Source organism: Methylocella sp. CPCC 101449, assembly GCF_031921685.1.
GTDB lineage: Bacteria > Pseudomonadota > Alphaproteobacteria > Rhizobiales > Beijerinckiaceae > Terripilifer.
Map to the genome: position 1 here is coordinate 591450 of NZ_JAPDHU010000001.1, position 21005 is coordinate 612454.

Annotated in this window: 20 protein-coding genes and 1 tRNA gene; 8 read left to right on the forward strand and 13 right to left on the reverse strand. The window is 62.5% G+C overall.

Annotation, left to right across the window (positions count from 1 at the left end):
* Nucleotides 1-25: 25 nt before the first annotated feature.
* The 3 genes from OIM99_RS02650 to OIM99_RS02660 all read left to right on the forward strand — a co-directional run bounded on the left by OIM99_RS02650 (nt 26) and on the right by OIM99_RS02660 (nt 2928).
* A complete protein-coding gene (locus tag OIM99_RS02650) occupies nt 26-481 on the forward strand; it encodes a nucleoside deaminase (RefSeq protein ID WP_311848764.1) in 456 nt (151 codons plus the stop codon).
* A 284-nt stretch (nt 482-765) separates the two neighbouring features.
* Nucleotides 766-1518 (forward strand): IclR family transcriptional regulator C-terminal domain-containing protein, encoded by a 753-nt coding sequence (locus OIM99_RS02655; protein WP_311850332.1) that lies wholly within the window; start codon nt 766-768, stop codon nt 1516-1518.
* A gap of 378 nt (nt 1519-1896) precedes the next feature.
* The gene (locus OIM99_RS02660; protein ID WP_311848765.1) at nt 1897-2928 is read left to right on the forward strand and encodes a hypothetical protein; all 1032 of its coding nucleotides are present in this window, start codon (nt 1897-1899) and stop codon (nt 2926-2928) included.
* A 183-nt stretch (nt 2929-3111) separates the two neighbouring features.
* On the opposite strand, the gene OIM99_RS02665 is transcribed toward OIM99_RS02660, so the two are convergent.
* Nucleotides 3112-4014: an alpha/beta hydrolase gene (locus OIM99_RS02665; protein WP_311848766.1), complete on the reverse strand. Its 903-nt coding sequence runs from the start codon at nt 4012-4014 to the stop codon at nt 3112-3114.
* Between the two features lie 216 nt (nt 4015-4230).
* On the opposite strand from OIM99_RS02665, the gene OIM99_RS02670 reads away from it, so the two are divergent.
* The gene (locus tag OIM99_RS02670) at nt 4231-5241 is read left to right on the forward strand and encodes an NAD-dependent epimerase/dehydratase family protein (RefSeq protein WP_311848767.1); all 1011 of its coding nucleotides are present in this window, start codon (nt 4231-4233) and stop codon (nt 5239-5241) included.
* Nucleotides 5242-5370: 129 nt separating this feature from the next.
* Here OIM99_RS02670 and OIM99_RS02675 read toward each other — a convergent pair whose 3' ends face one another.
* The 6 genes from OIM99_RS02675 to nikR all read right to left on the reverse strand — a co-directional run bounded on the left by OIM99_RS02675 (nt 5371) and on the right by nikR (nt 10680).
* The gene (locus tag OIM99_RS02675) at nt 5371-6471 is read right to left on the reverse strand and encodes a 5-methyltetrahydropteroyltriglutamate--homocysteine S-methyltransferase (RefSeq protein ID WP_311848768.1); all 1101 of its coding nucleotides are present in this window, start codon (nt 6469-6471) and stop codon (nt 5371-5373) included.
* A 247-nt stretch (nt 6472-6718) separates the two neighbouring features.
* On the reverse strand, nt 6719-7963 hold the full coding sequence (locus OIM99_RS02680) for an amidohydrolase family protein (RefSeq protein ID WP_311848769.1): 1245 nt from the start codon (nt 7961-7963) through the stop codon (nt 6719-6721).
* A 51-nt stretch (nt 7964-8014) separates the two neighbouring features.
* Nucleotides 8015-8608, reverse strand: a complete 594-nt coding sequence (locus OIM99_RS02685) for a hypothetical protein (protein ID WP_311848770.1) — start codon at nt 8606-8608, stop codon at nt 8015-8017.
* Nucleotides 8595-8960 (reverse strand): Rieske 2Fe-2S domain-containing protein, encoded by a 366-nt coding sequence (locus OIM99_RS02690; protein ID WP_311848771.1) that lies wholly within the window; start codon nt 8958-8960, stop codon nt 8595-8597. The genes OIM99_RS02685 and OIM99_RS02690 overlap by 14 nt, the downstream gene beginning before the upstream one ends.
* Before the next feature lie 308 nt (nt 8961-9268).
* A complete protein-coding gene (locus tag OIM99_RS02695; protein WP_311850333.1) occupies nt 9269-10222 on the reverse strand; it encodes a LysR family transcriptional regulator in 954 nt (317 codons plus the stop codon).
* Complete coding sequence (gene nikR, locus OIM99_RS02700; RefSeq protein WP_311848772.1) at nt 10219-10680, reverse strand: nickel-responsive transcriptional regulator NikR; 462 nt, start codon at nt 10678-10680, stop codon at nt 10219-10221. The genes OIM99_RS02695 and nikR overlap by 4 nt, the downstream gene beginning before the upstream one ends.
* Before the next feature lie 201 nt (nt 10681-10881).
* Between nikR and OIM99_RS02705 the strand changes: the two genes are divergently transcribed.
* The 3 genes from OIM99_RS02705 (at nt 10882) to OIM99_RS02715 (ending at nt 12250) form a co-directional block, all read left to right on the forward strand.
* Nucleotides 10882-10955: transfer RNA gene (locus OIM99_RS02705), tRNA-Gly, on the forward strand.
* Between the two features lie 350 nt (nt 10956-11305).
* Nucleotides 11306-11602, forward strand: a complete 297-nt coding sequence (locus OIM99_RS02710; RefSeq protein WP_311848773.1) for a PRC-barrel domain containing protein — start codon at nt 11306-11308, stop codon at nt 11600-11602.
* A 408-nt stretch (nt 11603-12010) separates the two neighbouring features.
* Nucleotides 12011-12250: a hypothetical protein gene (locus OIM99_RS02715; RefSeq protein WP_311848774.1), complete on the forward strand. Its 240-nt coding sequence runs from the start codon at nt 12011-12013 to the stop codon at nt 12248-12250.
* Between the two features lie 189 nt (nt 12251-12439).
* Here OIM99_RS02715 and OIM99_RS02720 read toward each other — a convergent pair whose 3' ends face one another.
* Both OIM99_RS02720 and OIM99_RS02725 read right to left on the reverse strand, forming a co-directional pair.
* The gene (locus OIM99_RS02720; protein ID WP_311848775.1) at nt 12440-13912 is read right to left on the reverse strand and encodes a lyase family protein; all 1473 of its coding nucleotides are present in this window, start codon (nt 13910-13912) and stop codon (nt 12440-12442) included.
* Nucleotides 13909-14892 (reverse strand): tripartite tricarboxylate transporter substrate binding protein, encoded by a 984-nt coding sequence (locus OIM99_RS02725; protein ID WP_311848776.1) that lies wholly within the window; start codon nt 14890-14892, stop codon nt 13909-13911. The genes OIM99_RS02720 and OIM99_RS02725 overlap by 4 nt, the downstream gene beginning before the upstream one ends.
* 94 nt (nt 14893-14986) lie before the next feature.
* On the opposite strand from OIM99_RS02725, the gene OIM99_RS02730 reads away from it, so the two are divergent.
* Nucleotides 14987-15910, forward strand: a complete 924-nt coding sequence (locus OIM99_RS02730; protein WP_311848777.1) for a LysR substrate-binding domain-containing protein — start codon at nt 14987-14989, stop codon at nt 15908-15910.
* A 25-nt stretch (nt 15911-15935) separates the two neighbouring features.
* Here the strand turns inward: OIM99_RS02730 and OIM99_RS02735 are convergent, their stop codons facing one another.
* From OIM99_RS02735 to OIM99_RS02750, 4 genes are all read right to left on the reverse strand, one after another.
* Nucleotides 15936-16526 carry a hypothetical protein gene (locus OIM99_RS02735; protein WP_311848778.1) on the reverse strand — a complete coding sequence of 197 codons (591 nt, stop codon included), beginning with the start codon at nt 16524-16526 and terminating at the stop codon, nt 15936-15938.
* Between the two features lie 97 nt (nt 16527-16623).
* On the reverse strand, nt 16624-18051 hold the full coding sequence (locus OIM99_RS02740) for a TolC family outer membrane protein (RefSeq protein WP_311848779.1): 1428 nt from the start codon (nt 18049-18051) through the stop codon (nt 16624-16626).
* A gap of 137 nt (nt 18052-18188) precedes the next feature.
* On the reverse strand, nt 18189-20411 hold the full coding sequence (locus tag OIM99_RS02745; RefSeq protein WP_311848780.1) for a TonB-dependent receptor domain-containing protein: 2223 nt from the start codon (nt 20409-20411) through the stop codon (nt 18189-18191).
* Between the two features lie 48 nt (nt 20412-20459).
* Nucleotides 20460-20828, reverse strand: coding sequence for a hypothetical protein (locus tag OIM99_RS02750; protein WP_311848781.1), 369 nt, complete (start codon nt 20826-20828; stop codon nt 20460-20462).
* Between the last annotated feature and the right edge of the window lie 177 nt (nt 20829-21005).

Consider the following 21005-nt stretch of genomic DNA (forward strand, 5'->3'; position numbering starts at 1 on the left):
AGAGCGCCGATGCGGAAGGAACAGAATGTCTGCAGGTGAACGGATCGATCCGATGGGGATAGCGCTGGCGGCGGCCCAGGCGGCGGCCGAGCGGGGAGAGGTGCCCGTGGGGGCCGTGATCATGCGCCAGGGAGCCGTGCTGGCGGTGGCCGGCAACCGCACCCTTGATGACCGCGACCCGACGGCCCATGCGGAAATCCTGGCCATTCGGGCAGCAGCCGCCGCCATCGGCTCGGAACGGCTTTTGGACTGCGACCTCTATGTCACGCTGGAGCCCTGCGCCATGTGCGCCGGCGCGATCTCCTTTGCCCGGATTCGTCGGCTTTATTTCGCGGCAAGCGACGAAAAGGGCGGCGCGGTCGAAAATGGCCCGCGTTTCTTCGCCCAGCCCACCTGCCACCACGCGCCGGAGGTCTATGGCGGCATCCGCGCGAGCGAGGGCGCATCCCTTCTCACGGACTTCTTCAAACAGCGGCGATGAGGGGCAAAACAGCGGCGGGCGATCAGGGATCAGGCCCGTCCCGCACAGGGTGCTGCTCACCAAAGCGCCGGGACCGTTTCCGGTCTAGGACACCTTAGCGTGCAGGCACGCCTGGGCGTTCTTGGAAGTCTCCCTAGACTTGTGGCCATTTGCGCGCTATGCGCACATAGTTTTTATTTTGCGCACACAGGTTAGCCGCAGTTTTGAAGAAGTCAAGGGAAGAGCCAAGAGCAGAGGCAGGAACGGAAGACGCCCCGGACCGGGCGCGATCCTTCGTGACCAGCATGGACCGCGGGCTGCGGGTCATCCGCGCCTTTGGCGAACGGCGTGCCTTTTTGACTGTCACAGAAGTGGCGGAGCGGACCGACATTTCGCGCGCCGCCGCGCGGCGTTTCCTGAAGACGCTCGAAGCGCTCGATTATGTCGGTACCGCCGATGGCCAGCGCTATTTCCTCAAGCCCTCGGTGCTGACGCTCGGCTTTGCCTATCTGTCGTCACTCGGCCTCAACGAAGTGGTGCAGCCGGTTCTCACCTCCATGCTCGATCGCACCGGCGAGCCGTGCAGCTTTGCGGTGCTGAACGAGACGGACGTGCTCTATGTGGCGCGCGCCTATAACCACCAGCCGCTGCGCGCCGCCATTCGCGTGGGCGACCGCCTGCCGGCTTTCTCGACGGCGTTGGGCCGCGTCCTCCTCTCCGGCAAGAGCGACGAGGAGCTGCGCGCCATCATGACGACGATCCAGCTCACACGGCACACACCCGACACGATCATCGATCCCGTCCTTATCCTGGAAGAAATCGCCAAGATCCGCCGGCGGGGTCATGCCTTCTCCGCCAGCGAGCAGATTTTCGGCCTCACCGCCATTGCCGTGCCGATCCGCAATGCGGCCGGCGAAATCATCGCCGGGCTTGGCGTCAGCACACAATTTCCGGAAATGGCCGCCAAGCTCGAAACCATCATCGTGCCGCAGCTCAAGGACGCGGCGGCGACGATCGAACTGGCGATGCGCACGAACCCCTCGCCGCTGTCGATCTAACGGGGTGTTGCGAATCCTTGGTGCCATCAAGTCAGTTAAATACGCCACAGCCTTGGTGTCATCCCGGACACGCGCAGCGTGATCCGGGAACCAGGGGCGCGTGGTAGAAACTTACAAATACATCGCACCCAGCAGAGAGACCCTGCGCCAACATAGAAGCTGTTGCCCCTGGGTCCCGGATCGCGCTTTCAGCGCGTCCGGGATGACACCAAGGTGCTGGACTCTTCTTCAACGTCCGTCATTTTCCCAGAGCCTTGGTGTCAAAAATCTGGGCGCATCGGGAATGACACGGAAGGTTGTGCATTTTCCTGCACGTTTCCTTCCTGAGAAAATCGTTTAGCATCGCGCATAACGATCAAATCGTCTGGGAGGACAATCTTGCAAGGACGCGCACTCCGACGTGCCTTTCATCTTGCCTGCGCCGTGCTGGCGCTTTCCGCCGCCAGCGCTCGTGCGCAGGATTTTTACGCCGGCAAAACCATCGATTTCATCATCGGCGCCGATGTCGGCGGCGGCTATGACATCTACAGCCGCACCATCGGCCGCCACCTCGCCCGCTTCATTCCGGGCCATCCCAACGTTCTGCCCAAGAACATGCCCGGCGCCAGCAGCGCCGTCGCGGCGGCGACGCTTTACAATATCTCGCCCAAGGACGGCACCGCCATCGGCGCCCTGATGCCGGGCGCCGTGCTCGATCGTGTCTTCGACAGCCGGACCGCAGGCAATTTCGTGCCGTCGAAATTCGCTTATCTCGCCAGCGCCGACAGCGGCACGCGCGTGTGCATCACCTTCAACACATCTAAGGTGAAAGACATGGCGAGCGCGCGCACGCAGGAAGCGATTTTCGGCGCCAGTGCGGGCGGTGGTTCGACGCGCGATTATGCGGCGATGATCGCCAAGACGGCCGGCGCGAAATTCCGCATCGTCAGCGGCTATAAAGGCACGACCGACATTCTGCTCGCCATGGAGCGCGGCGAAGTCGACGGCCTGTGCGGCTTCGACTGGAACAGCCTCAAATCGCAGAAGCCGGATTGGCTGCGCGACAAGAAGATCAACATTCTTCTCCAGATCGCGCTGGAGCCCAATGCGGAGTTGAACCAACTCGGCGTACCGATCTTGTGGAATTTCGTCACCAAGGATGACGATCGCAAAGCGCTTGAGCTGATCGTCAGCCAGCAGGTGTTCCTGCGCTCCTATATCGCCCCGCCGGGGACGCCACAGACGCAGGTGAACATGCTGCGCGAAGCCTTCGCCCGCACGCTCGCCGATCCGGACTTTTTGAGCGATGCCGCGAAGGCGAAGATCGACATCAATCCCTCGTCCGGCGAGAAAGTGCAGAAGGTCGTGGAGACGCTGTATGCGACGCCGGCCGACGTGGTGGCGCGGGCGCGGGAGTTGATGACGCCTTGAGGGGTATTGAAGAGCCTCGGTGTCATCCTCGACACCTGCGCAGCAGGTGATCCGGGATCCAGGAGCGTGTGGTAAAGCGTTCAGCGTTGGAACGTGCTGACTGGGCAAACCGCAGCATTCTACTGTTTGCCCCTGGTTCCCGGATCACGCTTCGCGTGTCCGGGATGACACCGAGGTTGCCGATCAGCTTAGAAAGAACTCGACCAAAGCCTGGGCCGTCGCTTCTGCATTCTCTTCCGCCAGGAAGTGGCCGCTGTCGATAGCCTGACCCGTCGCTTTCGGCGCGAAGGTTTTGTGCCAGACATCGAGCGGCGAGCCGGCGCTGGCGGTGAGATAGAAATCGCCCCACAGCACATGCACCGGCGCGGCGATGGTGCGGCCGGCACCGAGATCGGCTTCATCGAAAGCGAGATCCTGCACGGCACCGGCCCGATAGTCCTCGCAGAAGGCATGGATGCGGGACGTGTCGCCCCAGGCATTGCGATAGGCCTGCAAGGCTTCGGCACCGAAAGCCGCCAATGATCCGCTCTTCGACCATTTCGTCAGCAGGCTCTCAAAATAGATATCTGGCCCTTGCGCGCGAATGGCCTCTTCCGGCTGCGGCTCGGGCTCCGACAGAAAGGCCCAATGCGCCGCCGGCGTGACGCCGGCCTTGATGTTCTTCCAGACCTGCACGGTCGGCAGGATGTCGAGCAGCGCCAGTTTTTCGATCCGGCCCGGCTGATCGAGCGCCAGACGATAGCCGACGCGGGCGCCACGATCATGGCCGGCGAGATGGAAGCGGACGTGACCGAGCTTTTCCATCACTTCGACCACATCGGCGGCCATGGCGCGCTTGGTATAGGCTTCGCCGCCCCGGCTCGTCGGCACCGACGACCATCCATACCCCCGTAAATCCATCACCACGACATGGAAGGATTTGGCCAGCACGGGCGCCACATCGCGCCACATGACGAGCGATTGCGGAAAACCATGCAGCAGCACCAGCGGCCGCCCTTCGCCACCGCTGCGCGCGAAAATGCGACCGGCGCGCGTATCGATCCAATGGGAAGCGAAACCAGGGAAGAAATCGGGATCGCGGTCCATCCATCACCTCATATCGTCATTGCTTCGCGGCGAAGCAATCCAGAAGCCACGGTGTAGACTCCATGGGCGTGCGCCTTGACAACCTGCCACGCGCCCTAGATTGCTTCGTCGCTGCGCTTCTCGCAATGACGGCTCCGGTGTGACCATTGCGTGCCGCGCCAACTTCGTCAACGATCGCCTGTCGATAAGAGTTCCCCATCGCCTGCAGGATTGCTCATGAAGGTTTTCATCACCGGAACCGCCGGCTTCATCGGCTTTCATCTGGCCCGCCATCTCCTCGACCTCGGCCATCAGGTCGACGGCTATGATGGGATGACCGCCTATTATGATGTGCGGCTGAAGGAAAAGCGGCATGCGCTGCTGGGCACGACCAACAATTTCCGCGCCCATATCGGCATGTTGGAAGATGAAGCCGCGCTGAATGCCGCGGCCGAAGCGGCCAATCCGGATGTCATCGTCCATCTCGCCGCGCAGGCCGGCGTGCGCTACAGCATCGAACATCCCAGAGCCTATGTGAACACCAACCTGGTCGGCACGTTCAATGTCATGGAACTGACACGCCGGCTGGCGCCGAAACATTTCCTCTTTGCTTCGACCAGCTCCGTCTATGGCGCCAATACGGTGATGCCGTTCGTCGAGCAGGAACGCACCGATCATCCTCTTACGCTTTATGCGGCCAGCAAAAAGGCCGGCGAGGTGATGACCCACTCCTATTCCCATCTTTGGCACATCCCCACCACGGCTTTCCGCTTCTTCACGGTGTACGGTCCGTGGGGGCGGCCCGACATGGCGCTCTATAAGTTCGTCGATGCGATCGAGAACGACCGGCCAATCGACATCTACAATCACGGCAAGATGGCGCGCGACTTCACCTATGTCAGCGATCTGGTGAAGGCGGTTGCCTTGCTGATCGACCGCATCCCACCCGCTGGCGGTGCGGCCGACCTGACCGACGATCCCTCGTTGTCGCCCGCTGCCCCTTATCGCGTGGTCAATATCGGGCGCGGCGCGCCGGTCAACCTGCTCGACTTCGTCGAGGAGATCGAGCGCAAGCTCGGGAAAAAGGCGATCCGTAACTATATGGACATGCAGCCGGGCGACGTGCCAGCGACCTTCGCCAGCGCCGACCTGCTGGAACGCCTCACCGGCTATCGGCCGCACACCAGCGTGCGCGAGGGCGTGTCGGCATTCGTCGATTGGTATCGGGCCTATCGGGCGGAAGGGTAGGCGGAAGCGCCGGATGTGTAACCGTCATTGCGAGGAGCAAAGCGACGAAGCAATCCAGGGCGCGTGGTAGAATGTTGCCTTAGCCCCTGGATTGCTTCGCTTCGCTCGCAATGACGGTACTCCGCTAACTTAACCCCACACCTCTTTCGAGACATCGACGATCATGCGCAGCTTGGCCCATTGCTCGTCTTCGCTCAGGGTGTTGCCGTCCTCAGTCGAGGCGAAACCGCATTGCGAGGACAGGCAGAGCTGATCGAGCGGAATGTATTTCGTCCCTTCATCGATGCGGCGCTTGATCTCGTCCTTCGGTTCCAGTTTGCCGGTCTTCGACGTCACCAGGCCCAATACCACGGAGCGATCCTTCGGCACGATCTTCAACGGTTCGAAACCGCCGGAACGATCGTTGTCATATTCCATGAAATAGCCGTGCACCTTGATGCGATTGAACAGAATGTCGGCCACCGGCTCGTAACCGCCCTCGCCCATGAACGTGGAGCGATAATTGCCGCGACACAGATGCATGGTGACGGTCATATCGGCGGGAATATCCGACATGGCGGCGTTGATCAGATCGCCATAGGCGCGGCCGATATAGTCGGGATCGTCGCCGCGCTCTTTCAGCCCATGACGATATTTCTCGTCGCAGAGCATGGCGATGAAGACTTCATCGAGCTGCAAATAGCGGCAGCCGGCATCGGCGAAATCGCGCACCGATTTGGCGTAAGCCGCGCCGAGATCGGCGAAGAAATTGTCGAGCGAGGGATAGACTTTCTCCGGCACCGCCGTGCGGCCGGTGCGGCCATAGATGGCCGACGGCGAAGGGATGCACATTTTCGCCGTGCGCTTGGTGTGATCCTGGACGAAGCGATAGTGATCGAGCATGGGGTGTCTGAGATAGCCGACCTTGCCGGTGACGCGGATGCCTTTGGGGCGCGTGTTCATGCCGGAAAAGGCCACGCCTTGCGTCATCTCATAGCCTTCGACGCCGTTCAGCCCTTCGAGATAATCGAGATGCCACCAGCTGCGGCGGAATTCGCCATCGGTGATCGACTGCAGGCCGACCTCTTCCTGTTTGGCGATGATCTTAAGGATTTCCGCATCCTCGACCTTGCGCAAATCCTCAGCGCTGAGGCTGCCGGCGGCGCGCTTTTCGCGGGCCTGCCGCAAGGACGCGGGACGCAACAGGCTGCCGACGTGATCGGCGCGGAATGGCGGTTTTGAGCGCTGCATATTGTCCTCCCTAGGCACATCGCAGGATTGGAGGACAGTCTTGCCGAACCGCGCCATCAGGTCAAAGCGGAAACCTCGGTGTCATCCCCGACAGCCGCACAGCGGCTGAGCGGGGATCCAGGGGCGAGCGCTCAAATGTTGGTCGAAACTGCGGCAAGCGATGGTCCCGCAAGGTTTCACCGCTCGCCCCTGGATTCCCGCTCGCGCCTTCGGCGCGTCGGGAATGACACGGTGGCCAATTGGAGGATCAAGCGGCTTTCAGATTGCCGAATTTGATCAGGTTCTGCTTCTGGCCGTCGTTGCGCGGCGGCAGTTTGAACAGACGCGCGGCGGTGCCGCCCAGAATGTTGTGCTTGGCCTTCTCGCTGACGAAGGGCAGATCCCAGATCGTCGAGGGCAGATCGAAATCCCAGTGCGGATAATCCGAAGCGTAGAGCAATTGTGTTTCCGCATTGATCATGCGGAACGTCGTCTCCAACGCGCCCATGTCCTGAATTTCCATCGGCTGCGACGAATAGAACATGTCGCGCATATAGTCCGACGGCTTCTTCTTCAAGATCGGGCATTCGGACGGGCGCAGCAGATATTCGTGATCGAGCTTCTGCATCAGGAAGGGAATCCAGGCGAGGCCGGCCTCGATCCAGATCACCGGCAGTTTCGGGAAGCGCTCGCCCATGCCGTTCACCACCCAATTGGTGCAGTGAAGGATGTTGAACCAGCTAAAGCCCAGCGCATGGGCAGAGATGAAGCGGTTGCAGCTCTGAAAAGTCTGGCTGCCCCAGTTCGGGCCCGAGTGGAAGGAGAGCGCCAGGCCGCGCTCCTCGATGGCGCGATAGAGCTTCATATAGGCGTTGTCGTAGACGGCCATGCGCTCGCGCACGGTGGTGATCATGAAGCCGCCGACGCCCTTGCGGTCGCCGAAGGTTTCGACCATGCGCAGGCAGCCTTCCGGATCGCTGAAGGGCAGGCAGAGCATGGTGTAAAGACGCCCGCCAGATTCAGGGATCACCTTTTCGGTGACCCAGCGCGCATAGGCCCAGCACAGTTCGAATTCCATTTCCTTCTGCGGATGCAGGCCGATGTTGAGCATGCCCGTCGGAAACAGGCAGGAATAATCGACGCCCATGGCGTCCATCCAGCGCTCGCCAAGCTGCACGTCGCGGACGCGGTTGTTCTCGGTTTTTTCCGAGGCGCGCAGCGGATAGCGCGTCACGCGGCCGCCCATGTCCTGATAGCCGAAGGTGCCCGGCGCCACCGAACCGCGGCTGCCCTTGGCGCCCGCCGCCATCGCCAGTTGCTTGAAGACCTCGTTCTCCATGAAGGGGAGAATTTCGGACATATGCTCGTTTTCGTAGTGATGGGCGTCGCAATCGACGATCATCACATCCTCGAACTTGCGGTCGCGCGCCTGTTTGGCGGCATGCGCCAGCAGTTTGCTGGTGTTCAATTCCTCGACCGATACGCGACGGCCGCGATCAGAAATCAGATCCATTAGCGTTGTCCTTCCCAGGCTATTCTTGCCCAAATCTTATTCACTGCGAACTCAGCGGGAGCTCCAGCTCTGCCAAAGCCCCAGTTCGAACACTTGCAGGTCGACCGCCTTCAACAGCGCGCCACACAGAATCATCACGTCCGTGGCATTCACCGCGGACGGTTGACCGATGGCGCCGAAGCGATTGCCGATATCGTTGTTGGCGCTGTAGAGCCGGCAGACGGCCGATATCAGCGCTTGCTGCGCATGCGGCTGGAATTTCTCGAAGTCGCCGTCGCGCAGCGCCTTTTCGATTTCCTGTGCCAGCGCCACGGCCCGCGCCGAGGCTTCGTTCTCGACAATTTCGACGGGGGCTGGAATCTTGCGCAACACTTCGACTTGCGGGGCTTGCGGAACTGAGCCGTTCTTCTTGCGCGCGACGGAGCGGGCGGCTTCGGTGCCGGGCTGCACGCCCTGCAACATCGCCTTGGCGAAAGCCGTCTTGGCTTCGGACGGCGGTTCGGCGCTCATCAGCTTTTTGGCCATCGCACGCGCCGCCGTCGTGGCGCTGCCTTTCACGCCAGATTTGGCACCACTCTTGGCGGAGGCCCGGGTGGCTGTCTTGCTGGCTGTTCTGCTGGCGGCTTTGCCTTTAGGCGACGACATAGACATCCCCGGCCTTCTCGACGACCTTATATTTGCGCAGGCGAATGCGCTTGTCGGCGACATGGCAACCGGTGCGCATGTCATATTCATAGCCATGCCACGGACAGACGAAGTTCATGTCCTTTTCCGAGAAGGACAGGCCCATCGAGGTTTTATCGGGACGCAGATGCTCCTCGACCTTGGCGATGGTCAGTCCTTCGCAGGCCGGGCCGCCCTGGTGAACGCAGTAGTTGCTGTAGGCAAAATATTCGCCCTCATGCTTGAACACGCCGACTTCGTCCTCGCCGAGACGGATGATCTGGCGCTCGCCGTTCTTGAATTCAGACGATTTGCAGACGAACTGCTCAGGCATGGTCCTTCTCTCCCAAATTTCCCGCCAAACTTTGCCGTGGCGAGCTTTCTATGAGGGTGAAGTATCGTCCTGCCGTCGCCGATGTCCAAAACAATCCATGTCTGTGAGCCCAAAGTTTTTCTTTGGTCTAAATCCAGCCCATGCCTTTTTGCGCTGCACCAGCAGGCGAGATCACGGCTCTTTGGGTCATCCCGGACGACGCAGGCGATCCGGGAACCAGGGGCAAATGGCAGGGTCTCAGTCGGACGCCCCTGGGTCCCGGATCACGCTGCGCGTGTCCGGGATGACACCGAGGCTTCGATGGATCGCTACGTCAGCCGGCGCGCCCAGGGCTGGGTCAGCTCAAGCATGGCTTCCACCAAGCGCTCGATATGGGCGTCGACCTGGCCGTCATCCAGCGCCCAGCGGCCGTTGCGGCGGCGCGCGATATAGAGCGTCCAGGTCAGCGCCGGCCGGTCGATCCGCCGCGCCGCCAAAGTGCCGGCGCGGACCTCCCGGGCAACAAGGCTGTAAGGCAGGATGGTGGCGGCGGTGCCGCGCGCCACCATGGTCTTCATGGTCAGCATCGAATGCACTTCATAGGCGACGTGCACGTTGAGCGACAGGCGCCGCGCCTCGGTCTCGACGATGTGGCGCAGGATGCCGCGCTCGCCGCCAATGGCGAGATCGTAACGCAGCGCCTCGGCGAAGGAGACGGTCTCGGTGACAGGCTGCTTGTCGGGCGCGGTGATCAGCAGCAGGTCTTCTTCGATCAAGGCGCGGCGGATAAGATCGGGCCGCTCGTCGACATTGTAGAGAAAGGTGATGTCGACCTGATCGTGATCGAGCGCATCGAGCAGGACGGGCGTGCGCTCCTCCACCAGGGAGATGGCGACATCGGGCAGACGCTTTTCCGCATCCATCAGAATGTCGGGACCCAGCATCACCACCATGCCGGAATTGACGCCGAGGCGCAGATGCTCCTGCTTGCGCGCATTGAGCGCACGCACATCACGCGCCGCCTGATCGACTTCGCCTAAAATGCGCTGCGCCCGCTGATAGAGCAATTTTCCCGCCGGCGTCGCGGTGACGCCACGCGAATGGCGCAAGATGAGGGAGACGCCGAGTTCGGTTTCGAGCTGGCGGATTTGCGCGCCGAGCGCCGGTTGGGCCAGATGCAACGCCTCGGCGGCCGCCGTCATCGTGCCGGCGTCGATCACCTTGATGAAATAGCTGAGCTGGCGAAGATTGATGGTTTCCTCCCTATCGTTCTTCGCCGCTATAGAGCCGGTGTGGAATGACTGTGGCTGTGGCCGTCGCCGTGGCTGTGACGATGGCCGCCGGGCACCACCGGCACCATATTGATCTGGCCGAAGCGCACGCCGCGCTCGGCGATGGTGCTTTCGGCCAGTTTGCGGACGTCAGCCGTCGGCCCCTTGAGCAAGGTCACCTCCATGCAGTGGCGGTGATCGAGCCTGGTGCGCATGGAGGAAATGGTGAGGTCGTGATGATCGTGCTGGGCCTTGTCGAGGCGCAGCGCCAGATCGCGGCCATCATAGTCGTAGACATAGCTGACGGCGGCGACGCATTCCGGCGTCTCGCTGCCGGCTTCAGTGCGCACCAGGGCATCGCGCACCAGGTCGCGGATGGCCTCGGAGCGGTTGGAATAGCCGTTCCGGGCCATGAAGGTGTCGATCGCGGCGGCGATGGCATCGTCGAGGCTGATGGTGAGGCGTTGCATTTTTGTCTCCGGGCGGCGGCTGGCCGACACATTTCTAGGTTTCGGCCCGCTCCCCGGGCCGGGATTCTTCTAGCAGAACCAGGCGCCAAAGGGCACCGGGCGCCGGGGCGGCGGGCGGCTCATGGTTTTGGCTTATTTTCCGGGTTGGCGGCCCGCCGCCATCTTGCGCAAATCGGCCGGCTGTGGCTATCGTCGCGGCGCGCGGGCGTAGTTCAATGGTAGAACGGAAGCTTCCCAAGCTTCATACGAGGGTTCGATTCCCTTCGCCCGCTCCAAACAATCCTTTGAGCACCAATGTCTCCGTTCACCCTTTTGGATGGCGTCGCTACGTTCGCCCACGGCGTGCTTCCTTCAAAATGTGAAATGTCTCAGCCGCGGTGTCATCCCCGACAGCCGCGCAGCGGCTGAGCGGGGATCCAGGGGCGAGCGGTAGAACGAAAATCGAGAGCTGTGTTGCATCGCCATCACGCAACGTTTTACCACGCGCCCTGGATTCCCGCTCGCGCCTTCGGCGCGTCGGGAATGACACGGAGAGTTTTTCAATAGCCGACTACGAGCGCGCCAAAAGCTCGACTTGGAACGCCTCTTTTGTTCATGCGTTGACCCCTCATCACAGGAGGGAGCCATGGACCATGGCCAGCATGTGCGTCTCGCGCTCGCCGAAATCACGCCTGATGTCGTTGAAGGCGTCACCATTTATGGGCGGGATGAGGACGTCATCAGCAGCGTCGATCATCTGCACGGATCGGGCGAGCAGGCGCAGGTCGTTTTCGATGTTGGCGGATTTTTGGGCATTGGCTCGAAGCGGGTCGCGCTTTTTGCCAGCCAGTTCGATTTCATGCGCGATGAGAATGGTAACGTCCATGCGATCACGCAGATGACCATGGATCAATTGGAAGCCTTGCCCGAACATACCGACTGAGCACGGAACAACGATTGAATTGAAACATTGGTCTTCATCTGCATCTCGCATTGCAGATGGCGGGCCATCCAAAAAGCTCTCGGCTCGCCGCCCCGTCGCTTGACTGCATGAAGGCGTGCCGGTCAAGCGGCGGGGCATTTCTACTAGATGCAAATCTACCAGGTACAAATCTACCAGATACACTTGCATCATGAGCGCGGGTGCCCCTGCATCGCGACTCTCCTCTGAACACCCGCCTATTCTGCCGCTCCCAAACGGTTGAGGTGCGGAATGCGAATTGCGATTATGAAACAAGGGCAGATCAACCCGTTCGTTCTGATCCCCCTGACGGCCCTGGCCGGGGCGCTCTTTCTCGCCGGCACCGTTCTCTTCCTGATCGCGACATAGATAGACCGGCTGCGATTGGACATGTCTTTCATCAGTGAATGGATCGAAAGTGGCGAAGGCTATCTGCGGGAGGAAAAATGCGACGGCGTGACCATGCTCGTTCGCCATACGTCAACGGGCAGTGAGCATTCCCGTGTCGCGCTGAACGGCAATCTGGTGGCCGAGATCGTCGATCGGCAGCGGCGCGGCACGATCGTGCGTCGATACCAGCCCGGCCTTCACGATACGGCGATCTATGATTTGAACAGTCCGCAGCTTTGACAAAAGGCCCGTCATTAAAAAGGCCCGTCTTGGCAGGGGAGCCAAGGACGGGCCAGTCAAGGGAGGAAACGTCCGGTGGGACGTTTTGCTGCGGCGGGATAGGAGCCGCAGATTTCAGCTTCGCACCGGATCGCTGCTGCGTTCATTGATCCATCGCAAAGATGCGGTCGGCCCCATTCGCCGGCCTGCCTAATCGGCAGAGCGGGCCAGAAGGCGCTCAAAATTCTGATCGAGGACCTTTTGAGCACGCGCCAGATTCTCGACATGCGCTTTTTGCCATTGCCGATCCGCATCGAGCGCCGCCCGCGCGGCCGTCAACATTCTCTCCACCTCAGCCGCCTGCGGGCCGCCGAGGCCCCTGCTCGATTGCACCATGTTGTCGGCATCGAGCGCGCGGCGGAACATGGCTTCCGACAGCGGCAGCGCACGGACGGAGAAATCCAGCTCGTCCGCCACCTCGCGCCAGATGCGCTGGGCTTCCGCGAAAGCCATGTCGCTTGAACGCTGCTCCTGCGCGCGCAGGTGCTCGACGAGGCGCGCCGCGAAATGGTGGCCGATGCGGAAGGGAATGTCGCCGTCACGTTGCAGCACGTCGGCGAGTTCGGTCATGGTCGAGAATTCGCTCTCGACCTCCTGCTTCGCCCGCACCGGATCGAAGTGCAGCGCGCGCACCACCTCGGCCAGACTGTCGAGCACCAGCGCCATCCGTTCGACCGTGGCCTGGGGCTGGTTGCCCTGTTCGGGATCGATGAAGGGTTTGTAGTCGCCCATGCCGGTCGCGACATTGTGGGCGACGAGGGCAAAGGCTTGCGCCGAACCGATCAGCCGGCTGGCGCGGCCGCGCAGAAAGGTGAGACCTAAAGGATTGCGCTTCTGCGGCATGATGCTGCTGCCGCCGGTCTGCGCGCCCGACGCCAGCAGCAGCCAGGGGCGCGCCTGCGCATATTGCGCGGTGAGATCGGCGACGAGAGCGCCGATGGTCAGGCCGCAGGAGGTGGCAAGCCCCGCCAGCTCGGCGCCGAGATCGATGGGGGCGATCTGGCCGGCATCGAAAGAATTTTCGATGAGACCATCGAAACCCAACAACTCCGCCAGGCGCATGCGGTCGATGTCGAAACTCGACGTGCCCATGGCGGCGGTGCCGAAGGGCGAACGGTTGATACGCGGATAAGCCTCGCGCATGCGCTCGGCGAGACGCGCGAAGGCGCTCAGGAAGCCCAGCAGATAATGGCCCAGAGTGAGCGGCTGCGCCTGCACGCCCCAGGTATAGGCCGGGATCACATCCTTAGGATGCCGGGCCGCCAGATCGAGCAGCGCGGCGCGTGTTTCGATCAGACGCTCGAAGACATGCAGATAGTCGCGCCGCAAGGCCAGCCGCTGCAAGGTGGCGCCGAGATCCTGCCGGCTGCGGCCGATATGGACGCGCGAGACATCGCGACCCGCGCGGGCGACCATCGCCTTTTCGAACTCGAGATAATCGCCGGGGCGCTCCCCGCCCGCTTCGCCGCGCGCCGCGACCGCAGCAATCGCCTCGGCAATCGTGCGGCCGAGCGCCGGCGGCAACAGGCCGCGCTCGACGAGCATCACCGCCGAGGCCTTGTTCATCTCGACCAGCCAATGAAACGCATCGGGCATGGCGGGTCGCACGGGAGCCTTAATCAACGCGGCGTCTCCGTCGCGCTATTGGCGGCGGCAACGACGGCAGCGAGACTGTCCGTCTCCTGCTTGAGGAACTGCCCGAAGGCTTGCGGCGTCGATGGTGGCGACGGCACTTCCAGCGAGGTCTTGCGCAGTTCCAAGGTTGCCGGATCGGCATTCACGGCGGCGACCGCCGCATTCAACTTGTCGACGATCTCCTTGGGCGTGCCTTTCGGCGCGAACAAGGCCGTCCAGAAGGAGGCGTCGATGCCTTTCAGATATTTGCTCTCGTTCACCGTCGGCACGTCCGGGCGCTGTGGATCGCGCTCGGCGCGCAGCATGCCGAAGGCTTTCATCTGTCCGGTCGACAATTGCTGATCGACGGAGGCAAGCACCGCCACGGCGAGATCGACATGGCCGGCGCCGATGTCCTGCAAGATGGGGCCGGCACCGCGATAAGCGACATAGCGCACTTTCAGGCCGGCCTTCTGCATCGAGAGAACGGCGGCGAGATATTGAAACGTGCCGACGCCAGGATGGGCGAGCGACAATCCATCCGGATTGGCGCGGCCATATTCGATTAGCTCGTCGAGCGTATTCGCCGGCAGGCCATTGCGGCCGAACAGCACCGCCGTCGATCGCGCGATGAGCGCCACCGGTTCGAAATCGGCGACGCGATATCGTGTTGCCGGATTGACCAAGGGCGTGACGATCATTTCATTGGTGGTGCCGAACAGCAGCGTGTAGCCGTCGGGCGCTGATGTCGCGACCTTCATGGCGCCGATCGCGCCGCTGGCGCCGCCGACATTTTCAACGACGATGGACTGGCCGAAATATTTTTCGAGAAACGGCGTGCCGACCCGCGCGGTGATGTCGGCACCACCGCCGGCCGGATAGGCGACCACAAGGGTGATCGGCCGCGACGGATAGGTGCCTTGTGCCGCAGCCGGGCTGCCGAGCCCCACGACCGCCGCCAGAAGCGCGGATTTCATCCCAAAAGACATGTGCCCTCCCCTCTTTTCGAGGGCTGCACATTTAAGACTTGCTCACTCATACGAAAAATACGAAATTTGCATCTTCACATACCATATTTGATATATGACTTCTCCCAGCCATCTGCGCGCCTTTCGCGCCGTCATGGAAACCGGCGCCGTCACCAGCGCCGCCACTGCCCTGCGCCGCGCGCAGCCGCAGATCAGCCGGTCGATTGCGGAGCTCGAAGCCGAGATCGGCTTTCCCCTGTTCACGCGCAAGGGCCGCCGCGTCGTCCCGACCGAACGTGCCCTGAAATTCTACGAGGAAGTGTGCAGCGCGCTCGACGGGCTCGATCGCGTCGATCAGGTAGCGGACGATCTGCGCCGCGAAGCGTCCGACGAATTGCGTATCCTGGCGCTGTCGCATGCCGCCTATTCCATCGTGCCGCTGGCCATCGCCCATCTGCGGCGCGAGCAGCCCGATCTGCGCTTCGCGCTGGAGATCGTATCGCGCAATGCCATGGGCGCCATCGTCTCCTATCGCAACTATGATATCGGCGTCGCGGTGCTGCCGTTCGACGGGCCTGGCGTGCGCGTCGAGGAAATCGGCCACGTGCCGATGAGCCTGTTCATGCCGCGCACCGATCCGCTGGCGCGCAAGAAAACCATTTCGGCGGCCGAGATTTGCCAACGACCGTTCATCGCGCTGGTGCGCAACACGCCGCTGCGGCAGATGCTCGATGCGCATTTCGCGGCGCAAGGCCTGCGCCTCAACATCATGGTCGAAACCCAGACCGTGCGCGCCGCCTGCGAACTGGCGAGCCGCGGCGCCGGCCTCACCATCGCCGATGCGATGACGGCGACGGCGGCCCTGTCGCCCGACACGCTGCTCGTGCCCTGGCGCGAGATCGCGCCCTCGCCCATCGGGCTCATTCATCCCGAGGGATCGCAGCCAACGTCCGCCGCGCAGCGCTTCGGCGCCATCCTGGCGCAGGTGGTGCAAGCGGGGCCGAAGGCGTTTGAGCCAAAGTGGAAGCCGAAGGACTGAAGCTCAGTCTGTCGGCCCGATCCGGTTACGACACGGGGACCTTGCGCCGTCTCGCCGGCTTGCGCTCGGCGGTTTCGTCCGACGGCGAGACGGTTGGCGCCGGCGCAGCGCTTGGCAATTGCTCCGCCTGATCGCCATAGATGCGCTTTGCGAGCGATTTCGCATATCCCTCGCTCAGCTTGCGATCGACGTCGGCCAGGTCCTGCGTGGCGGCGATGGCCGCGCCGATGACACCGTTGAAAATGTAATCGGCCTGCTCGTTGAGCGGAAATTCGGCGATGACACTGCCGCTCCTGTCCGTCACGGACACCGTCGTGCCCAAAATGTTGGCGCTGCCGACCAGCAGCGACATGACGGCATTTTTATAGTTCACGCCGTTGACGGTGATGTGCACGCTCGCCGGTCGTCCGTTCGGCATATCCTTGACGATCGTCGCGGTAGCCGCCTTGGCAACGACCGACTTGATGTCGGTGGCGCTTTGCACCGTCGGCTTGGCCGATACGGAAACGCTGCGCACCGACAGCGGACCAAACTGATCGACGAGAGCCGTCTGGCACCCCGCCAAAAGCGTCGCGAACGCAACGACGAGCGTTGCCTTAACTACATGAATAATCATCCGATCCCCCCAATCTCCGAAGCCCTAGCAGCGGCTCAGGAGAGAGGGAATGTCGACTTAAGACCATTCGTGCGGAAACTGTGGATGGCGAGACCGCTCACCGCCCGTCGGGGATGCCGGTGCCGAACCATTTGCCCTTCACCTGGTCGTAGTGCACGCCCGGATCATAGGAGCTGACGCGCAGGCCGAGCGAGCGGGCCGAGAGCTGGCCGACGGCCGACAACAGAGCGTAGGAATTGACGACGCGGTCGCGCTGCGCCGAGATCAGATTGACGCGCGATTGCAGCAGCGCCTGCTGCTGGTTCAACACTTCGATCGTCGTGCGCTGGCCGACCTTGGCTTCTTCCCGCACGCCGTTCAAGGCGATCTCGGCGGCGCGCACCGCCGCCTGGGTCGATTGGATGACACGGGCCGAAGCATCCCATTGGCCCCAAGCCGAAACCACCTGGGCGCGCACCTGATCGCGTTGCAGATCGGCCTGGAGGCGCGCCTGGGCGAGCAATTCCTTCGACTGGCGGATCGAAGAATAGGTGAGGCCACCGTCGTAGAACGGCACGGTTAACGTGCCGGCGACGGATGCGGTCGTCGCATGCATGCCGACAAGGCCCTGCTGCTCAAAGGAGCGGCTGACATTGGCGCTGGCATCGACCGAAGGCATCAGCGCGCCTTCGTTGATCTTCACCGACAGGGCCGTGATATCGACATTGTGCAGGGCCGCCTGAATCAGCGGGTGCTCGGCCTGCGCACGATTGATGGCATCAGTGAGCGAGCGCGGCACCAGGCGATCGAGCGGGCGCGCCGGATCGAGGCTTTTCGCTTCGACGCCGATATATTGCCGATAGGCAGCGAGCGAAGCCGCCAGGGTGGCTTGTGCGACGATGGCGCTGGCGCGCCCCTGTTCGAGCGCGGCTTGGGCCTGCGCAACGTCGGTGCGCGTCAATTCGCCGATGCGGAAGCGGCCTTCCGTCAGCCGCAATTGTTCGGCCAGCACTTCGACATTGTTGTTGTTGAGATTGAGCGTCGCCGTATCGCGCAGCACGTTCATGTAAGCGGCGGCGGCATTGGCGAGCAGCAATTGTTCGCTCTGGCGCAATTGTTCGCGCGAGCCCAGAACCTGGGAATCGGCCTGCCGCACGCCATTGATGGTGCGATTGCCGTTCCAGATGTTCTGCGAAACGGTGACGCCGAACATGCCCGGCGTCGTATGTGTCTGGATCACGGCGCCGGTGCCGGTGCTCGTCGCATTGGTGCCGAGATATTGCACGCCGGCCTGCGCCTGCCCGGTGATAGTAGGGCGATAGCCCGCCGTCGCCTTCGGCACGTTTTCATCGACGGCGCGGGTCGCGGCGCGTTGCTGGTTCAGGTCCGGATTGTTGCCATAGGCGCGCGTTAGGGCGCTGGAAATGGTTTCCGCTTGAGCCGGCGCCACGCCGGCGCAGGCCAGGATCGCCACCCCGACAAGCAGCGCTTTGCGGCGAACGGCGCGAACGGATGCGGGGCCGGATTGCGAGAGCCTGACTTGCATATGATCGTGTCCAGAACCATCCCCGCCAACTGACGACCACGTTAGCAGGTGTCACCCTGGATGAGTAGCCCAATAGCATGAGCTGAGCAGGCCGCAGCCAGTCCCGAAACACATCGGTGATAGCTGCGGCCAGATGGTTACCAGCGATATTTCAGCCCGGCATAAATCGCCCGGCCGGTGCCTGGCTCAAACAAAGGCGAAGCCGCCGTCGCCTTGTCGATGATGCTGGCGCTGGCGATATATTTGACGTTGCCGAGATTGCGCGCCTCGACATAGGCCGACCAGTTGCCGCCGTTGTCATAGCCCGCCTTCAAGCCGATCAGCCCATAGGCCTGGGTCTTCAGCGTATTGGCGCTGTCGACGAAATAGGCCTGCGGCACCCATTCGACATTCGGGCCGACGTAGAGCCCGCTCGGATGTTTGTAGAGCAGTTCGGCGCGCAAATAGTGGCGCGGCGCGCCCGGCAGTTGATTGTTGCCGTAGAGCGGATCGTTGCGGAAGCGGAAATCGTTGAACGTGTAGGCGAGGTTGAGCCAGAGCCGGTCGGGTGTGTCCGACAGGGTCAGGATGTTCTTCAGCAAGGTCGCGCCGAGCGCCGCCTCGATGCCCTGATGATACGTGCCATTGGCATTGGTGACGTTGCAATTGCCGAAGGCGCTGTAGAGACACAGCAGCTCGTTGCGGATGTCGGCGCGATAGGCGGCGAGATCCCAGGTGAAATCGGGCGTACGGCCGCGCGTGCCGATCTCATAGGTGGTGGCGCGCTGCGGCCGGATGCTCGTCCAGGGAATGACGGGCGCCGGGAAGCTGGAGCTTTCGCCGAAACTCGGCACTTCGGCGCTGCGCGAGACATTGGCGAAGACCTGCCAGGCCGGCGTCACGTTCCACAACAGGCCGGCCTTCGGGCTCCACAAATTGAAATTAGTGGAGCCCGACTGATTGCCGTCGCTGAGGAAACGATCCTGCCGGCTGCGCGTGGCGCGGACGAATTGCGTGCCGGCGACGATCGCCACCGTCGGCAGAACGTAAAAACTGTTCTCCGCATAGAGCGTGGTGTTTTGCGCCCGATCGAGCGACGACGACAGCAGCGCACCCTTATTGCCGGAGAGATTGGCGAATTGCTGATTGTCGATCGCGCCATTGTGCAGATTGACGCCGGCGACGAAGCGATTGCGGAAGCCGCCGATCACCCGATCGTCGGTGGCACGCACGAAGCCGCCGTAATCATTGTAGCGATAGTCGAGATATTGAAAGATCGGATGCATCAAATGGCGATTGACATAGAAGGCGCCGAATTCGACCACCGTCTTGTCGAAGCGTAAGGTCGTCTTATTGGCGAGTCGTAGGGTGTCGATATTGCGCTGCTGATCGCCGGTGATGTTGTTCAGCGCCGCCGTTTCGGGAATGGTCAGGGCCGCCGCGCGCGTCACCGAACCTGGAATGCGCTGGCGCACCGTATTGGCGTTGAAATAGAAGCGCGTCTCGACATCGTCCGAGAAGCGGTAGCCGATATTGCCGCTGCCGCGAAACGACGAGCCCTGGCTGTGATCGCGGAAGCCGTCAGCGCCTTGGGCGGAGCCAGTGAAATAGCCGTCCCAATTGCCTTGCGTGCCGCCGAGATTGAACTGGAGCCGGCGGAAACCGAAACTGCCGCCGTCGATGCTGATGCCATTCGGCCTCTCGTCGCGGCCGGTGGCGGTGACGAAATTGATGGCGCCGCCCAGCGAATTGGCGCCGTAACGCAGCGCATTGGCGCCCTTGAACACTTCGACATGGCGATAGGCCGTGGGATCGATCTCCTGGAAATCGCCATAGCCATCCGATGTGTTGATGGGAATGCCGTCCATATAAAGCTGCACGCCGCGCAGGTGGAAATTGCGCGACAGGCTGGAGCCGCGGATCGACAGACGCGTGTCGTCGCCCCATTTCGGCTGGGCGAAGACGCCAGGCACATAGTCGAGGACATCCTTGATCGTGTTGGAGGGCGTCGAGCTGCGATAGCTTTCGGCGGGAATGACGACGACGCTGCCGGGCGCTTGCGCCGCCTCGCGCTGCGCCTGGGCGGTGCCGGGCGCGGTGAGCGAACGGGCTTCGTCGGACGGGCCGATGGTCGGACGCCCCGGTGCAACAGGCGTAGCCACGACAGGCGCCGCGCGCTGGCGCTGACCGCGTGCCACGCGTGGCGCGCGTTGCGGCGTGGCAGGGCGCGCGGTGCGCTGCACGGGCCGGGCGCGATGCGGCGCATCGACAGTGACGGAAGGCAGGGATTCAGGGCTCGATTGAGCGAAGGCCGCGAACGGCATGAGAATGGCGGCGGACGCGAGCCAAAGGCTGCGTGACCGCTGTGAAACGGGCAACATGGAAAACTCCGAAGCTGAAGGAAGGACGAGCGCGATAAGCGCGCGGATTCAGCTCAGAGCCGGCGGGCCACGCGGCTGTGCAGCGAGAACGAGTTGCGTCGCGGGATCGCCGAATGCGACGGGCAAGTCCATCGCATGGCCGATGCCAAGACGGGTGCTGAGCGCCGCAACCACCGGCGGCAGGCCGACGGCCATGCCGCGCGCGATACAGATCGGGCAATGAACCTCGCCCGTCTTGCCATCGGGCGCATGCTGCCCGTCCGGCGAGGTGAGACAGAGGACATAGCTGTCGGCGAAGGCATCCTGGGCGCGCGGCGCCGACAGAACACCAAACAGAAACAGATTGAGGACGAGCGCATAGGCACCGGCGGCGCTGGCCAGCGCTCCACACCATTTACCTATGGACTTCAGTCTCACCGTCAGTACCCCTTCATCCCTCTTAGCACGCGCGATTTGGGATGTCGGCGCCAGCAAATTGCGGCATCATGACGCGAACAAGAGCAACAGGAGGGCTGACGATCCACTCATTCCCCGTTCATCCGCGTCCTGCCATGGGCCTGCCATGGAGCCGCCACGTGCCTGCGGCATAGGAGC

Coding starts and splice junctions, on each gene's coding strand:
- OIM99_RS02650 (WP_311848764.1), top strand. CDS start 26: ATGTCTGCAGGTGAACGGATCGATCCGATGGGGATAGCGCTGGCGGCG.
- OIM99_RS02655 (WP_311850332.1), top strand. CDS start 766: ATGGACCGCGGGCTGCGGGTCATCCGCGCCTTTGGCGAACGGCGTGCC.
- OIM99_RS02665 (WP_311848766.1), bottom strand. CDS start 4,014: ATGGACCGCGATCCCGATTTCTTCCCTGGTTTCGCTTCCCATTGGATC.
- OIM99_RS02670 (WP_311848767.1), top strand. CDS start 4,231: ATGAAGGTTTTCATCACCGGAACCGCCGGCTTCATCGGCTTTCATCTG.
- OIM99_RS02675 (WP_311848768.1), bottom strand. CDS start 6,471: ATGCAGCGCTCAAAACCGCCATTCCGCGCCGATCACGTCGGCAGCCTG.
- OIM99_RS02680 (WP_311848769.1), bottom strand. CDS start 7,963: ATGGATCTGATTTCTGATCGCGGCCGTCGCGTATCGGTCGAGGAATTG.
- OIM99_RS02685 (WP_311848770.1), bottom strand. CDS start 8,608: ATGTCGTCGCCTAAAGGCAAAGCCGCCAGCAGAACAGCCAGCAAGACA.
- OIM99_RS02690 (WP_311848771.1), bottom strand. CDS start 8,960: ATGCCTGAGCAGTTCGTCTGCAAATCGTCTGAATTCAAGAACGGCGAG.
- nikR (WP_311848772.1), bottom strand. CDS start 10,680: ATGCAACGCCTCACCATCAGCCTCGACGATGCCATCGCCGCCGCGATC.
- OIM99_RS02710 (WP_311848773.1), top strand. CDS start 11,306: ATGGACCATGGCCAGCATGTGCGTCTCGCGCTCGCCGAAATCACGCCT.
- OIM99_RS02715 (WP_311848774.1), top strand. CDS start 12,011: ATGTCTTTCATCAGTGAATGGATCGAAAGTGGCGAAGGCTATCTGCGG.
- OIM99_RS02725 (WP_311848776.1), bottom strand. CDS start 14,892: ATGTCTTTTGGGATGAAATCCGCGCTTCTGGCGGCGGTCGTGGGGCTC.
- OIM99_RS02730 (WP_311848777.1), top strand. CDS start 14,987: ATGACTTCTCCCAGCCATCTGCGCGCCTTTCGCGCCGTCATGGAAACC.
- OIM99_RS02735 (WP_311848778.1), bottom strand. CDS start 16,526: ATGATTATTCATGTAGTTAAGGCAACGCTCGTCGTTGCGTTCGCGACG.
- OIM99_RS02740 (WP_311848779.1), bottom strand. CDS start 18,051: ATGCAAGTCAGGCTCTCGCAATCCGGCCCCGCATCCGTTCGCGCCGTT.
- OIM99_RS02745 (WP_311848780.1), bottom strand. CDS start 20,411: ATGTTGCCCGTTTCACAGCGGTCACGCAGCCTTTGGCTCGCGTCCGCC.